This is a genomic window from Thiobacillus sp. 65-1402 (genome assembly GCF_001897685.1).
In the GTDB taxonomy this organism is placed as follows: domain Bacteria; phylum Pseudomonadota; class Gammaproteobacteria; order Burkholderiales; family Thiobacillaceae; genus Thiobacillus.
In genome coordinates, this window is record NZ_MKUG01000047.1 from 1 (window position 1) to 12,957 (window position 12,957).

Sequence of the window (12,957 nt, forward strand, 5' to 3'; positions counted from 1 at the left end):
GCCCATCTTGTAGCTTTTGTTGGTGGGGATGAACAGCCCGCCGCCCTTGATAAAGGGCATGTACGCCGCAAACAAGGCGGACTTTTCCTTGATCGACAGCGAAAGCACACCGGGGCGCACTTGTCCTGTCAGGTCATTGGCTACTGCTTTCATGGTCGACTCTCTTCAATCAAATAGGTGCCGGTACCGAATCAGCCAGGCTTGCAGCTGCACCGCCCGATTCAGCGGATGGGCGAGTATCCTGCCTTCGTTCGCCTGCATTCTGGCAAGTGCCAGCAGCTTACCCAGGTCGGCCTGCACCCCCAGGCGCGTCAATACATCGGAAAAATCGCGGTTGAACTGCACGCTGCCCTGCAGCTTGACCGCCAGCAAATCGCCCAGCCATTTATACACCACGGCATGCCAAGTCTGCGGCTTGACCGCCTTCCAGCGTTCGCCCAAGGTCACCGGGTCGAGTTGCCCGGGGCGCGCCAGGCCTTCCAGCACGCTGCGCCGCTCCTCCAGTTCGGCTCCCCCGGCCCAGTTCAACGCATCCAGCGGCGCACCGCCGGACAAGGCCAGCAAGGTCGCCGCATCCTCCAGCTGCTGACCGGCCAGCCACTGCATCGCGATTTCAGTCGCCGGCAGGCCGAGATCCAGCCGAGTGCAGCGGCTGCGGATGGTCGGCAACAGGCGCCGCGCCTGATCCGACACCAGCACGAACACCGTATTTAACGGCGGCTCCTCGAGCACCTTTAACAGTGCGTTGGCCGCCGCCAGGTTGAGGCTGTCCGCCGGGCTGACCAGCACCACGCGCAAGCCCGCGCGGTAGGTGGAAAGCTGGACGAAATCGACCGCTTCGCGCGCCTGCTCGACCTCGATGGCGGTGGCCATCCTGGTTTCGCCATCCTTGCCGGTTTTTTCCTGCAGGGTGAGCAGGCGAAAATCCGGATGCGTGCCGCTGTCGAACCAATGGCAGGCCGGGCAGCCGCCGCATGCCGCGCCGTCCGGCAACGGCGCTTCGCACAGCAAGGCCCGTGCCCACGCCTGCGCCAGCGCGCCCTTGCCCACTCCGTGCGGGCCCGCCAGCAACAAGGCCTGTGCCGGGCGCCCGCGGGTCGCCAGCAGGCGCTGCCACGCCGTCGCCAGCCAGGGATACGGTGCGCTCACAGCACGCCCTGCAGCAAGCGGCCGATTTCGACCTGCAATTCAGCGATGCCGTGGCGCGCATCGAGCACGCGAATGCGCGCCGGTTCGGCATGTGCGCGGTCGAGATAGGCATCGCGCACGCGGCTGAAGAAGCTGTCGGCCTCGCGCTCGAAACGGTCGGCGCTGCGCGCGGCCGAGCGGCGCGCTTCCGCCACCTCCGGCGGGACGTCGAACAGCAGCGTGAGATCGGGCGCAAAGCCGCGCTGCACCCAGGCTTCCAGCGCGGCGATGCGCTCGGCCGCGATGCCGCGCCCGCCGCACTGATAGGCGTAGCTGGCATCGGTGAAGCGGTCGGACACCACCCACGCGCCGCGCGCCAGCGCCGGCCGGATCAATCCGGCCAGGTGCTCCTGGCGCGCGGCGAACATCAGCAGCAGCTCGGTGTCGGCATCCATCTCGCGATGCAGCAGCAGTTCGCGCAGGGTTTCGCCCAGCGGCGTGCCGCCCGGCTCGCGGGTGACCACCACTTCCCTGCCCTGCCGGCGCAGCCAGTCGGCGACAAATCCCAGGTGGGTGCTTTTGCCGGCGCCGTCGACGCCTTCGAGGGTGATGAATTTGCCGGGTGTCGTCATCGCTGGTAGCGGTTCACCGCACGGTTGTGCGCATCGAGGTTGCTGGAAAACACATGGGTGCCGTCGCCGCGTGCGACGAAATACAGCGCGTCGGTCTTCGCCGGGTTGAGCGCGGCCTGGATCGCCGCCGCGCTCGGCATCGCAATCGGCGTCGGCGGCAGCCCGGCACGCGTATAGGTGTTGTACGGCGTGTCGCGCTGCAGATCGACCTTGCGCAGGTTGCCGTCGAAGCGCTCGCCCAGCCCGTAGATCACGGTGGGATCGGTCTGCAGGCGCATCCCCAGCCTGAGCCGGTTGAGGAACACGCCGGCGATCTGCGGGCGCTCGAATGCCGCGCCGGTTTCCTTTTCCACGATCGACGCCATGATGAGCGCCTCATACGGCGTGCGGTAAGGCAGGCCGGGGGCGCGGGTTTCCCAGGCCGCCAGGAGTTTTTCGTGTTGCAGGCGGTAGGCGCGGCGCAGCACGCCGAGGTCGGAGGCGTGCGGCGCGTAGAAATAGGTGTCGGGAAATAGCAGGCCTTCCGGATGGCTTTCCTGCGCGCCGATCGCCCGCAGCAACTCGGCATCGCTCATGCCCGCGCTGTCGTTCTTCAGCAGCGGCTGCGCGGCAAGTGCGGCGCGCACCTCGCGCCAGTTCCAGCCTTCGATGAACTGCACGATCGCCTGCGATACCTCGCCGCGCTGGATCTTGGCATACAGTTCCAGCGGCGTGAGCGGCCGCTCGAGCCTGTACACCCCCACCTTGAGCGTGCCGGCCTTGCCCAGCACGCGCCCGAGCAGCCAGAACAGCTGCGCATTGCCGATCACGCCTTCGCGTTCGAGCATCGCGCTCAGGCTCCGCAAATGGGTGCCGGGCACCACGTTGATGGTTTTCGGCAACGGCTCGATACGCAAAGGCTGGTTGGCATACCATGCCAGCCCGCCTGCCGCCGCCAGCGCAGCCAGGCCGGCAAACAGGGCAAATCGCTTAATCCACGTCTTCATACAGGGCAGTTTTCAGAATATCGGTCCAGCCCGCCGGCGGCCAGGTCGAATCATCCAGGCGGGCCACACGGCGCACGCCGATGACGCTGTTGCAGATCATCACTTCATCGGCTGCGAGTATAGCGGCTGGCATCAAACGGCCGACATGGATGCGGATGCCGCGGCGTGCCGCGGCGCGCAGCAGGCGCGTCCTGGCGACGCCGGCCACCCCGCATTCGCTCACGTCCGGGGTGTACAGTTCGCCGCCCTGCGCCGCCAGCAGATTGCTCGTTACGCCACCGATCACCGCGCCGGTGTCGTCGCACAGCAGTCCCTCCGCAATCGCCGGGTCATCCCACTCGGCCCGCGCCAGCACGTTCTCCAGCCGGTTCAGGTGCTTGATTCCCGCCAGCCGCGGCTGCCGCGCCAGACGCAGCGTGCACCAGCGCGCAGCGACGTCGTCCGGTGCAGCGGCCTGCGCATGGGCAGGCAGGGGCGCAGACAGCACGATGCGGGTGACGGCCTGCCCCTGCGGCGGCGCATAACCGCGCGCGCCGGCGCCGCGGGTGAGGATGATCTTGGCCACGCCTTCCCCGGCCGCGGCCACCCGGCAAACCTCGGCACGCAAGCCGGCCTCGCCGGGGCAATCCAGCATCAACGCCGCACAATCGGCCGCCAGCTTGGCGTACTGATCGCGCCACCATAGCGGCTGGCCGGCGTATGTGCGCAAGGTGCGGAATACGCCGTCGCCGTAGGCCAGGCCGCGGTCCCGCGCGTCCACGGCGTCAGCCGGGCGGCCGTTGACGAGTATCATGCGATCCCCAGCGCGCGCAGCAGGCCGCGTGCCTTGGCGCGCGTTTCATCGAGCTCGCGCGCGGCCATCGAATCGGCCACGATGCCGGCGCCGGCGCGGAAACCCAGTTCGCGTCCGCGCAGCAGGAAGCTGCGGATCAGGATGTTGAAATCGAAGCTGCCGTCGCGGTTGATGTAGCCGAGGCTGCCGGTGTAGCTGCGCCGCGGCGCCTGTTCGAGCTCACGAATGATCTGCATGGTGCGCACCTTGGGACAGCCGGTAATGGTGCCGCCGGGAAACATCGCGCGCAAGGCGTCGTATACGCTCGCGCCGGCGCGCAGTTGTCCGCAGACGGTCGATTCGATGTGATGCACGTGGCGGTAGCTGGCGATCTCCATCAGGGCCGGCACCTTCACGCTGCCCGCATCGCACACCCGCCCGAGGTCATTGCGTTCCAGGTCGACCAGCATGACGTGTTCGGCGCGCTCCTTGGGATGCGCCTGCAGGCGCGCGCGCAGCGCGGCATCCTCCGCCGCATCCTCGCTTCTCGGATGCGTGCCGGCAATCGGCCGGGTTTGCAGCATCCCGTCGCGGCCAAGGCGAATCAGGCGTTCGGGCGACGAGCTCACGATCGCCCATTCATCCATCTGCAGCAGTGCCGAAAACGGCGCCGGATTACGCTGCATCAGCCGGGCGAACAGCGATGCCGCGAAAACCGGCGCGGCGAATTCGGCCTGCCAGCCGCGCGACAGATTGACCTGGAACACGTCGCCCGCGCGAATGTAATCCTGGATGCGCGCAACGCCGGCAACAAACGCGTCGGGGGCATCCTCATGCAGGGCGTGCAATTCGGGCAGTGCCGCGATGGGCGGCGGCAGCGCGGCCAGATCGCGCTGCATGCCGTCGAGCAGTTCTGCCTGCCCGGCTTCAGCCATCAGGACGCAACGCCGGTTCGCGCGGTCGAACAGGATCGCGGCGGGAATGCGCACCAGCCAGGCAAGGGGGAAATCGGCATCGTCTGCGGCCCACCCTACGCTGGGCTCGAACAGGCCGCCCAGTTCGTACGCAAACGCGCACAGCCAGCCGCCGCTGAAAGGCAGGCCGTGATCTTCCTGCCGCGGGCCGGGCCGCAACTGCATCGCCGGATGCGCCTGCAGCTCGCGCAGCGCATCGGCGGCGGCAATCCGCACGACCTCCTGCGGGAACGCAAACAGCACGTCCCAGCCAGAGTCGCCGCTGCTCAGGAACAGGCCGGGATAACGCTGCGGATCGGACGCCTGAAGCCCCGCCAGATCAGGCCGTTGCGGCCATTCCCGGATTTCGGGCGTGCTCGGGCGATCCGCGGCGACAGTCAAACGCGCTTGAAAACCAGAGAACCGTTGGTGCCGCCGAACCCGAAGTTGTTCTTCAGCGCGAAGTCGATCTTCAGGTCACGCGCGGTGTTGGCGCAGTAATCGAGGTCGCATTCCGGGTCTTGCGAAAAGATGTTGATGGTGGGAGGCGACACCTGATGGTGCACCGCCAGCACGCTGAACACCGACTCGACGCCGCCGGCGCCGCCCAGCAGGTGGCCGGTCATCGACTTGGTCGAGTTGACCACCAGCTTGTAGGCGGCATCGCCCAGCGCAAGCTTGATCGCATCGGTTTCGTTCTTGTCGCCCAGCGGCGTCGAGGTGCCATGCGCGTTGATGTAATTCAACTGGTCGGGATTCACCCCGGCATCGCGCATCGCGTTCAGCATCGCACGCCTGGGGCCGTCGGTGCTCGGCGCCGTCATGTGGTAGGCGTCGCCGCTCATGCCGAAACCCGCCACTTCGGCGTAGATTTTGGCGCCGCGCGCCTTGGCGTGCTCGTATTCCTCGAGCACCAGCACGCCGGCGCCCTCGCCCAACACGAAGCCGTCACGATCCTTGTCCCACGGGCGGCTGGCGGTGGCCGGATCGTCGTTGCGGGTGGACAGCGCGCGTGCAGACGCGAAACCGCCCACGCCCAGCGGCGAAGTCGCGCATTCGGCACCGCCGGCGATCATCACGTCCGCATCGCCATGCTCGATCATGCGGGCGGACAGGCCAATCGCGTGCAGGCCGGTGGTGCAGGCGGTGACGACCGCCAGGTTGGGGCCCTTCACTCCATACAGGATCGAAAGGTTGCCGGAAATCATGTTGATGATGGAACCCGGAATGAAGAAAGGGGAGATCTTGCGTGGCCCCGATTCCATCAGCAGGCTGTGGGTCTCCTCGATCAGCGGCAGACCGCCGATGCCGGAGCCGATATTGATGCCGATGCGCTCGGCATTGGCTTCGGTGACCTCGATGCCCGAATCGCGGATCGCCTGGATGCCTGCGGCCATGCCGAACTGGATGAAAACATCCATGCGGCGCGCTTCCTTGGGGTTGAGATATTGCTCAACGTCAAAGTTCTTGACCTCGCCCGCCATATGCGAAGCGAACGGCGAAGGATCGAAGCGGGTGATCCGGGCGATTCCGGTACGGCCGGCAACCAGGTTATCCCAGGCTTCCGGTATGGTGTTGCCGACCGGGGACACGATCCCCAGGCCGGTTACGACGACGCGACGTTTGGACAAAAGTCAGTCCCTTTTATCGATCCGGCACGACACGGTGTACGCCGAATCATTGAACATTGAAAAGCGCACTATCGGACGGCCAGCGGGCATTGAACGCGCGCGCAGCTTCGCGCATGGCCGGGCCGACCCGATAGCCGGGTGAACGATCAGCTGGAATGGCTGTTGACGTAATCGATCGCCTGCTGGACGGTGGTGATCTTTTCCGCATCTTCGTCGGGGATTTCGCAGCCGAACTCTTCTTCCAGCGCCATCACCAGCTCAACCGTATCGAGCGAGTCGGCGCCAAGGTCGCCGACGAAGGAAGACTCGTTCTTGATGTCCGCCTCGTTGACGCCCAGTTGCTCGGCGACGACTTTAATTACACGCTGTACGTTATCCATTACTGATCCTCTCTTGAAAAAGGGTCCCAATGAAATTGAGACCCGGAAAAATGAAGCCCGGCGATTTTACCAAACTTTCCGTGACGGTTACGCCATGTACATGCCGCCGTTGACGTGCAGGGTGGTGCCCGAAATGTAGCCGGCCGCAGGCGACGCCAGGAAGGCGACGGCCTGCGCGATGTCTTCCGCTGCGCCCAGCCGGCCCAGCGGAATATGGGCAAGCAGCGCCTGCCTCTGCGCATCCGGCAGCGCGCGCGTCATGTCGGTGTCGATGAAGCCCGGCGCCACGCAGTTGACGGTGATGTTGCGGCTGCCGACTTCGCGCGCCAGCGACTTGGTGAAGCCCATGATGCCGGCCTTGGCCGCGCTGTAATTGGTCTGCCCGGCGTTGCCCATCGCGCCCACCACCGAGGCGATGGAGATGATGCGGCCGCTGCGCGCCTTCATCATCGCGCGCAGCACCGCGCGCGACAGGCGGAACACCGAGGTCAGGTTGGTCGCCAGGATGGCGTCCCATTCCTCGTCCTTCATCCGCATCAGCAGGTTGTCGCGGGTGATGCCGGCGTTGTTGACCAGGATACCGATAGCGCCGAAATCCTTTTCGATCGCGGCGATCACGGCGTCGGCTTCGGCGGCGTCGGTCACGTCGAGCTTCATGCCGCCGCCCTTGATGTTGGCTGCAGCAAGATAGTCGCTGATCGCCTGCGCGCCCTTGTCGCTGGTGGCGGTGCCGATCACGGTGGCGCCGGCGTTGCCGAGCGCCAGCGCGATGGCCTGGCCGATGCCGCGGCTGGCGCCGGTGACCAAGGCGATTTGTCCTTGCAACATGTTGTCTCCCATCAGTTGTTCAATGCAGCCACGAGGCTGGCTTCATCGACCAGCGCCAGCGCGGGCAAGCTGTCGTCGATGCGCTTGGCGAGGCCCGCCAGCACCTTGCCGGGGCCGCATTCGATCACGCGTTCGATGCCGGCGGTCTTCAGCGCCTGCACGGTCTCGACCCAGCGCACCGGGGTGTGCAGCTGCTTTGCCAGCGCGGCACGGATCGCCTCCGCATCTGCATGGCTCTGCACGTCGGTGTTGTGCAGCACCGGAATCGTCGGCGCCGCGATCGCCACGCCCTGCAGATGCGCCAACAGCTTGTCGGCTGCCGGCCGCATCAGCGAGGAATGCGACGGCACGCTGACCGGCAGCGGCAGGGCGCGCTTGGCGCCCTTCTCCTTGGCCAGCGCCATCGCGCGCTCGACCGCGGCCTTGTTGCCGGCAATGACGACCTGTCCGGGGGAATTGAGGTTCACCGCCTCGACCACCTCGCCGGCTGCCGCCTCACTGCAGACCGCACGCACGGCGGCGTCGTCCAGCCCCAGAATCGCCGCCATGGCGCCGACGCCTTCCGGCACCGCGGCCTGCATCGCCTCGGCGCGGAAGCGCACCAGCCGGATCGCATCGGCGAAGCCCAGGGCGCCGGCCGCCACCAGCGCGGCGTATTCGCCCAGGCTGTGGCCCGCCAGCAGTGCCGGCGTTGCGCCGCCCGCCGCCTGCCACGCGCGCCAGGCGGCGACGTCGGCAGCCAGCATCGCCGGCTGGGTATTGACTGTCTGGTTGAGCCAGTCGGCGGGGCCGTCGGCGACCAGCGCCCACAGATCCTGGCCGAGCGCGTCTGACGCTTCGGCAAAGGTGGCGCGCACTTCGGCGCGATCGCCCCAGCCCTGCATCATGCCGACCGATTGCGAACCCTGCCCCGGGAAAACGAATGCCAGTTTCATGAAATATTCCTAGTACTTGAGGAGTGCCGAGCCCCAGGTGAAGCCGCCGCCGAAGGCTTCCATGAGAACCGTCTGGCCGCGCCGGATGCGGCCGTCGCGCACCGCCACGTCGAACGCCAGCGGCACTGAGGCGGCCGAGGTGTTACCGTGGCCGGCGACGGTGGTGACGACGTTGTCCATGCTCATGCCGAGCTTTTTCGCGGTGGCGGAGATGATGCGGATGTTGGCCTGGTGCGGCACCAGCCAGTCGATGTCGGACTTCTGCAAACCGTTGGCTTCCAGGGTCTCGTCGACGATGCGGTCGAGGGTGTTGACCGCCATCTTGAACACGGCGTTGCCTTCCATCCGCATCAGCGCAGCTTCCTTCATGCCGGTCGAGGGGCCGCTGGTGGTGCGCAGCAATTCCTTGTGGCGGCCGTCGGCGTGGATGTGGGTGGCGATGATGCCGGGTTCGGCGGACGCACCCAGCACCACTGCGCCGGCGCCGTCGCCCCACAGGATGCAGTTGCCGCGGTCGTTCCAGTCGGTGATGCGCGACAGCGTTTCCGCGCCGATCACCAGCACGCGCTTGGCCGCGCCGGTCTTGATGAACTGGTCGGCCACGCTCAAGGCATAGACGAAGCCGCTGCACACCGCCTGCAGGTCGAACGCCGGGCGGCCGTTGGTCATGCCGAGCTTGGACTGCACGATGCAGGCGGTGCTGGGGAACACCAGGTCGGGCGTGGTGGTGGCGACCAGCAGCAGGTCGATGTCGTCGGGCGCCAACCCGGCCACTTCGAGCGCGGCGCGCGCCGCCTGGGCGGCAAGATCGCTGGTGAATTCGCCCTCGGCGGCGATATGGCGCTCGCGGATGCCGGTGCGCTCGACGATCCACTGGTCGTTCGTCTCGACCAGTTTCTCGAGATCGGCATTGGTGAGGATGCGCGCCGGCAGGTAGCTGCCGGTGCCGAGTATGCGGGAATAGGTCAAGCGGCCACCCGTTGAATAAGTTGGATCTGGTCGGTGATGCGCTTCAGCACATTGTTGCGGACTTCGTCCGTGGCGGTTTCGATCGCGTGCTCGAACGCATAGCGGTCGGCCGAGCCGTGGCTTTTCACCACCACCCCTTTGAGCCCCAGCAGCGTGGCGCCGTTGTAGCGGCGCGGGTCGAGCCGCCGCTTGAAGGCATTCAGCACCGGCATGGCGAGCAGGCCGGAGATGCGGGTCAGCCAGTTGCGCTTGAACTCGGCGCGCAGCGTGGTGGCTATCATCTTGGCGAGTCCCTCGGAGGCTTTCAGGGTCACGTTGCCGACGAAGCCGTCGCACACCACCACGTCGGTGGTTCCCTTGAAGATGTCGTTGCCTTCGACATTGCCGTAGAAATTCAGGTGGCTGTCGCGCAGCAGTTCGGCGGCGCGTTTCACCATCTCGTTACCCTTGATGTCTTCCTCGCCGATATTGAGCAGGCCCACGCTCGGGTTCGGCTTGTGCTCCACCGCCGACACCAGCATTGCGCCCATGATGCCGAACTGCAGCAGATGCTCGGCGCTGCAGTCGACGTTGGCCCCCATGTCGAGAACCAGCGCGTGGCCGCTGATCGTCGGCATCACGGCGGCAATCGCGGGACGGTCGATACCGGGCAGGGTTTTCAGGACGAAGCGCGCGGTCGCCATCAGCGCACCGGTGTTGCCCGCCGACACGCAGGCGTCGGCCTCGCCGGACTTGACGAGATCGATGGCCACCCGCATCGAGGAGTCTTTCTTGCCGCGCAGCGCCTGTGCGGGCGCTTCGTCCATCGCCACCACCTGGCTGGCGTGGCGCACGATGAGGCGCGGACCGGTCTTGGCACGGCGCGCCTTGAGTTCGGCGGCGACGATGTCCTGCGGCCCGACCAGAATCACATTCAGGTCAGGATGACGCGCAAGACAGCGGATCGCCGCCGGGACGGTGACATGGGGACCGTGATCGCCCCCCATGACATCAACGGCGACTGTGATATTTCTCATGCAGCCGAAAGCGTGGGCTGATCGGGACACCCCCGGCCACGGCAATCATGACCAGGGGCGCGCGGGAGCGGAATTATTCGCCTTTGGCCTTGACGACTTTGCGGCCACGATAAAAGCCGTTGGGGCTGATATGGTGGCGCAGATGCGCTTCGCCCGTGGTCGGCTCGACGGCCAGCGGCGGGTTGGTCAGGAAATCGTGCGAGCGATGCATGCCACGCTTGGACGGGGATTTTTTGTTCTGCTGGACTGCCATTTCTTACTCCTTAAAATTGGTTACCCCGTCAAACAGGGCATTCACCTTCTGCGTGCATGGGCGCCAGCGGCAGGCCCAACAACACTTCATCCTCAACCAGGTCGACGAGATTCAACGTCTCGCCAACCAGAATCGCGTCGCTGTCGGGCAGCGCATCCAGCCGTTCCAGCTCGGCCTCGTTGCGCGCCAGATGCAGCGTGCGCTCGATCTGCACCACATGCGGCATGGCGCCCAGGCAGCGCTGGCAGGTCAGCTCGACCTCGCCGCGAATCGCCAGCCGCAGGGACAGGCCGCCGCGCTGATCCGCCTGCCCGGCGACTCGACAGAACAGCGCGCCTTGCGTAAATTCGCGGGCTAGGCGCGGAAACGCAGACACCTCCGACTGGGTTTCCCACGCTTGAGAATCCCTGCAAAAACGCCGCGGATCGACCTCAACAGGCTGATGCACGGAACCCCCGATCAACAGCGTACTGGGTTAACGCGCACAGGCTCGACATGACGCACCCGGTTAAACATTAGCCCGCAATGATATGATTTCGCGTTATTTTTGTCAAAGAAACGGTGGCCATGATTAAGAAAATACTGGTCGCCAACCGCGGCGAGATCGCCGTCCGCATCGTGCGCGCCTGCGCCGAACTGGGCATCAAGTCGGTCGCCATCTACACCGATGCCGACCGCCACGCGCTGCATGTCAAGAAGGCCGACGAGGCCTACCACATCGGCAAGGACCCGATTCTGGGCTACCTGAACGCCCATACCCTGGTCAACCTGGCGGCTGCTTCCGGCTGCGACGCGCTGCATCCGGGCTACGGCTTCCTCTCCGAAAACCCCGATCTGGCCACCATCTGCGCACGCCGCGGCATCCGCTTCATCGGCCCCTCGCCCGAGGTGATCCGCCGTATGGGCGACAAGATCCAGGCGCGCAACGCCATGATCGCCGCCGGCATTCCGGTGGTGCCGGGGTCGGACCACAATCTGGTGAACGTCGAGGAGGCGCGCACGCTGGCCAACCGGATCGGCTATCCGGTGATGCTCAAGGCCACCAATGGCGGCGGTGGGCGCGGCATCCGCCGCTGCGACAGCGAAGAGGAGCTGCTGAAAAACTATGACCGCGTGGTGTCGGAAGCCAGCAAGGCCTTCGGCAAGCCCGAGGTCTTCGTCGAAAAATGCGTGGTGCGGCCCAAGCACATCGAGGTGCAGATTCTCGGCGACACCCAGGGCAACGTGATTCACCTGTTCGAACGCGACTGCTCGATCCAGCGGCGCAACCAGAAGCTGATCGAGATCGCGCCGAGCCCGCAGCTCACCGAAGCGCAGCGGCAATACATCGGCAAGCTGGCGGTGCGCGCCGCCAAATCGGTCGGCTACGTCAATGCCGGCACGGTGGAATTCCTGCTCGACCAGGACAACCAGTTCTATTTCATGGAAATGAACACCCGGCTGCAGGTCGAACACCCGATCACCGAAACCATTACCGGCGTCGACATCGTGCAGGAGCAGATCCGCATCGCCGACGGCCAGCCGCTGCAATACAGGCAGGAAGACATCGCGCACCGCGGCTACGCCATCGAATTCCGCATCAACGCCGAAGATCCGAAAAACGAATTCCTGCCCAGCCTCGGCCGCATCACGCGCTACTATTCGCCGGGCGGCCCCGGCGTGCGCGTCGACGCGGCGATCTACACCGACTACGTGATTCCGCCCTATTTCGATTCGATGTGCGCCAAGCTCACGGTGTGGAACCTGAACTGGGAGGCGACCGTCGAGCGCGGCCGCCGCGCGCTCGCCGACATGCTGGTGTACGGCGTGAAGACGACGATTCCCTACTACCAGGAAATTTTGAGAAACCCCGAGTTCCGCAGCGGGCGCTTCAATACCGGCTTTGTGGACGAACATCCGGAACTCACCCAGTACACTGAAAAGAAACCGCCGGAAGTGATCGCCGCCGCCATCGCCGCCGCCATCGCCGCTCATCAAGGGTTGTAAAAATGACCAAAGTATTCGTTACCGATCTCGTCCTGCGCGACGGCCACCAGTCGCTCATCGCCACCCGCATGCAGACTGCCGACATGCTGCCGATCTGCGGCAAGCTGGATCAAGTGGGCTTCTGGTCGCTGGAAGCCTGGGGCGGCGCCACCTTCGACGCCTGCGTGCGTTTTCTGCGCGAAGACCCGTGGGAACGCCTGCGCAAGCTCAGGAAGGCCCTGCCCAACACGCGCATCCAGATGCTGTTGCGCGGGCAGAACCTGCTCGGCTACCGCAATTACTCCGACGACGTGGTGCGCGCCTTCGTGCAGCAATCCGCCGACAACGGCGTCGACGTGTTCCGCGTGTTCGACGCGATGAACGACCTGCGCAACCTGCAGGTGTCGATCGAAGCGGTCAAGGCGGCCGGCAGGCACGCCGAAGGCGCGATCTGCTACACCACCAGCCCGGTGCACGACATCCCCCACTTCGTCGAGCTGGCCAAGGGG

At 65.8% G+C, this 12,957-nt stretch carries 14 protein-coding genes and 2 pseudogenes; 2 read left to right on the plus strand and 14 right to left on the minus strand.

From position 1 onward, the window contains the following. The 14 genes and pseudogenes from BGO62_RS03865 to BGO62_RS03930 form a co-directional block, all read right to left on the minus strand. Nucleotides 1–153: pseudogene (locus BGO62_RS03865) on the minus strand (pilus assembly protein PilZ); the annotation flags it as partial. A 12-nt stretch (nucleotides 154–165) separates the two neighbouring features. Further along, nucleotides 166–1,149, minus strand: coding sequence for a DNA polymerase III subunit delta' (gene holB, locus BGO62_RS03870; RefSeq protein WP_296639495.1), 984 nt, complete (start codon nucleotides 1,147–1,149; stop codon nucleotides 166–168). Then, a complete protein-coding gene (gene tmk / locus BGO62_RS03875) occupies nucleotides 1,146–1,760 on the minus strand; it encodes a dTMP kinase (protein WP_296639497.1) in 615 nt (204 codons plus the stop codon). Before tmk ends, holB begins: the two co-directional genes overlap by 4 nt. Beyond that, the gene (gene mltG, locus BGO62_RS03880) at nucleotides 1,757–2,746 is read right to left on the minus strand and encodes an endolytic transglycosylase MltG (RefSeq protein WP_296639499.1); all 990 of its coding nucleotides are present in this window, start codon (nucleotides 2,744–2,746) and stop codon (nucleotides 1,757–1,759) included. The genes tmk and mltG overlap by 4 nt, the downstream gene beginning before the upstream one ends. Next, a complete protein-coding gene (pabC, locus tag BGO62_RS03885; protein ID WP_296639501.1) occupies nucleotides 2,730–3,539 on the minus strand; it encodes an aminodeoxychorismate lyase in 810 nt (269 codons plus the stop codon). The genes mltG and pabC overlap by 17 nt, the downstream gene beginning before the upstream one ends. After that, a complete protein-coding gene (locus BGO62_RS03890; protein ID WP_296639503.1) occupies nucleotides 3,536–4,873 on the minus strand; it encodes an aminodeoxychorismate synthase component I in 1,338 nt (445 codons plus the stop codon). The genes pabC and BGO62_RS03890 overlap by 4 nt, the downstream gene beginning before the upstream one ends. After that, nucleotides 4,870–6,102: a beta-ketoacyl-ACP synthase II gene (gene fabF / locus BGO62_RS03895; RefSeq protein ID WP_296639505.1), complete on the minus strand. Its 1,233-nt coding sequence runs from the start codon at nucleotides 6,100–6,102 to the stop codon at nucleotides 4,870–4,872. The genes BGO62_RS03890 and fabF overlap by 4 nt, the downstream gene beginning before the upstream one ends. 146 nt (nucleotides 6,103–6,248) lie before the next feature. Then, complete coding sequence (gene acpP / locus BGO62_RS03900) at nucleotides 6,249–6,482, minus strand: acyl carrier protein (RefSeq protein ID WP_018078559.1); 234 nt, start codon at nucleotides 6,480–6,482, stop codon at nucleotides 6,249–6,251. A gap of 87 nt (nucleotides 6,483–6,569) precedes the next feature. Beyond that, complete coding sequence (fabG, locus tag BGO62_RS03905; protein WP_363923779.1) at nucleotides 6,570–7,310, minus strand: 3-oxoacyl-ACP reductase FabG; 741 nt, start codon at nucleotides 7,308–7,310, stop codon at nucleotides 6,570–6,572. An 11-nt stretch (nucleotides 7,311–7,321) separates the two neighbouring features. Then, nucleotides 7,322–8,245, minus strand: coding sequence for an ACP S-malonyltransferase (gene fabD / locus BGO62_RS03910; RefSeq protein ID WP_296639510.1), 924 nt, complete (start codon nucleotides 8,243–8,245; stop codon nucleotides 7,322–7,324). Between the two features lie 9 nt (nucleotides 8,246–8,254). Further along, nucleotides 8,255–9,214, minus strand: a complete 960-nt coding sequence (locus BGO62_RS03915) for a beta-ketoacyl-ACP synthase III (protein ID WP_296639511.1) — start codon at nucleotides 9,212–9,214, stop codon at nucleotides 8,255–8,257. Further along, nucleotides 9,211–10,230: a phosphate acyltransferase PlsX gene (gene plsX, locus BGO62_RS03920; RefSeq protein WP_296639513.1), complete on the minus strand. Its 1,020-nt coding sequence runs from the start codon at nucleotides 10,228–10,230 to the stop codon at nucleotides 9,211–9,213. Before plsX ends, BGO62_RS03915 begins: the two co-directional genes overlap by 4 nt. A gap of 73 nt (nucleotides 10,231–10,303) precedes the next feature. Beyond that, nucleotides 10,304–10,483 (minus strand): 50S ribosomal protein L32, encoded by a 180-nt coding sequence (gene rpmF / locus BGO62_RS03925; protein WP_296639516.1) that lies wholly within the window; start codon nucleotides 10,481–10,483, stop codon nucleotides 10,304–10,306. A gap of 28 nt (nucleotides 10,484–10,511) precedes the next feature. Further along, on the minus strand, nucleotides 10,512–10,859 hold the full coding sequence (locus BGO62_RS03930; RefSeq protein ID WP_296639519.1) for a YceD family protein: 348 nt from the start codon (nucleotides 10,857–10,859) through the stop codon (nucleotides 10,512–10,514). A 191-nt stretch (nucleotides 10,860–11,050) separates the two neighbouring features. Here BGO62_RS03930 and BGO62_RS03935 point away from each other — a divergent pair, with 191 nt between their 5' ends. Both BGO62_RS03935 and BGO62_RS03940 read left to right on the plus strand, forming a co-directional pair. Then, on the plus strand, nucleotides 11,051–12,469 hold the full coding sequence (locus tag BGO62_RS03935; RefSeq protein WP_296639520.1) for an acetyl-CoA carboxylase biotin carboxylase subunit: 1,419 nt from the start codon (nucleotides 11,051–11,053) through the stop codon (nucleotides 12,467–12,469). A gap of 2 nt (nucleotides 12,470–12,471) precedes the next feature. Then, nucleotides 12,472–12,957, plus strand: a pseudogene (locus BGO62_RS03940) (pyruvate carboxylase subunit B); the annotation flags it as partial.

Bases quoted from the DNA above. Each gene is read 5' to 3' on its own strand.
- mltG (WP_296639499.1), bottom strand. From the start codon at position 2,746: ATGAAGACGTGGATTAAGCGATTTGCCCTGTTTGCCGGCCTGGCTGCG.
- pabC (WP_296639501.1), bottom strand. From the start codon at position 3,539: ATGATACTCGTCAACGGCCGCCCGGCTGACGCCGTGGACGCGCGGGAC.
- plsX (WP_296639513.1), bottom strand. From the start codon at position 10,230: ATGAGAAATATCACAGTCGCCGTTGATGTCATGGGGGGCGATCACGGT.
- tmk (WP_296639497.1), bottom strand. From the start codon at position 1,760: ATGACGACACCCGGCAAATTCATCACCCTCGAAGGCGTCGACGGCGCC.
- fabG (WP_363923779.1), bottom strand. From the start codon at position 7,310: ATGTTGCAAGGACAAATCGCCTTGGTCACCGGCGCCAGCCGCGGCATC.
- rpmF (WP_296639516.1), bottom strand. From the start codon at position 10,483: ATGGCAGTCCAGCAGAACAAAAAATCCCCGTCCAAGCGTGGCATGCAT.
- fabD (WP_296639510.1), bottom strand. From the start codon at position 8,245: ATGAAACTGGCATTCGTTTTCCCGGGGCAGGGTTCGCAATCGGTCGGC.
- acpP (WP_018078559.1), bottom strand. From the start codon at position 6,482: ATGGATAACGTACAGCGTGTAATTAAAGTCGTCGCCGAGCAACTGGGC.
- BGO62_RS03935 (WP_296639520.1), top strand. From the start codon at position 11,051: ATGATTAAGAAAATACTGGTCGCCAACCGCGGCGAGATCGCCGTCCGC.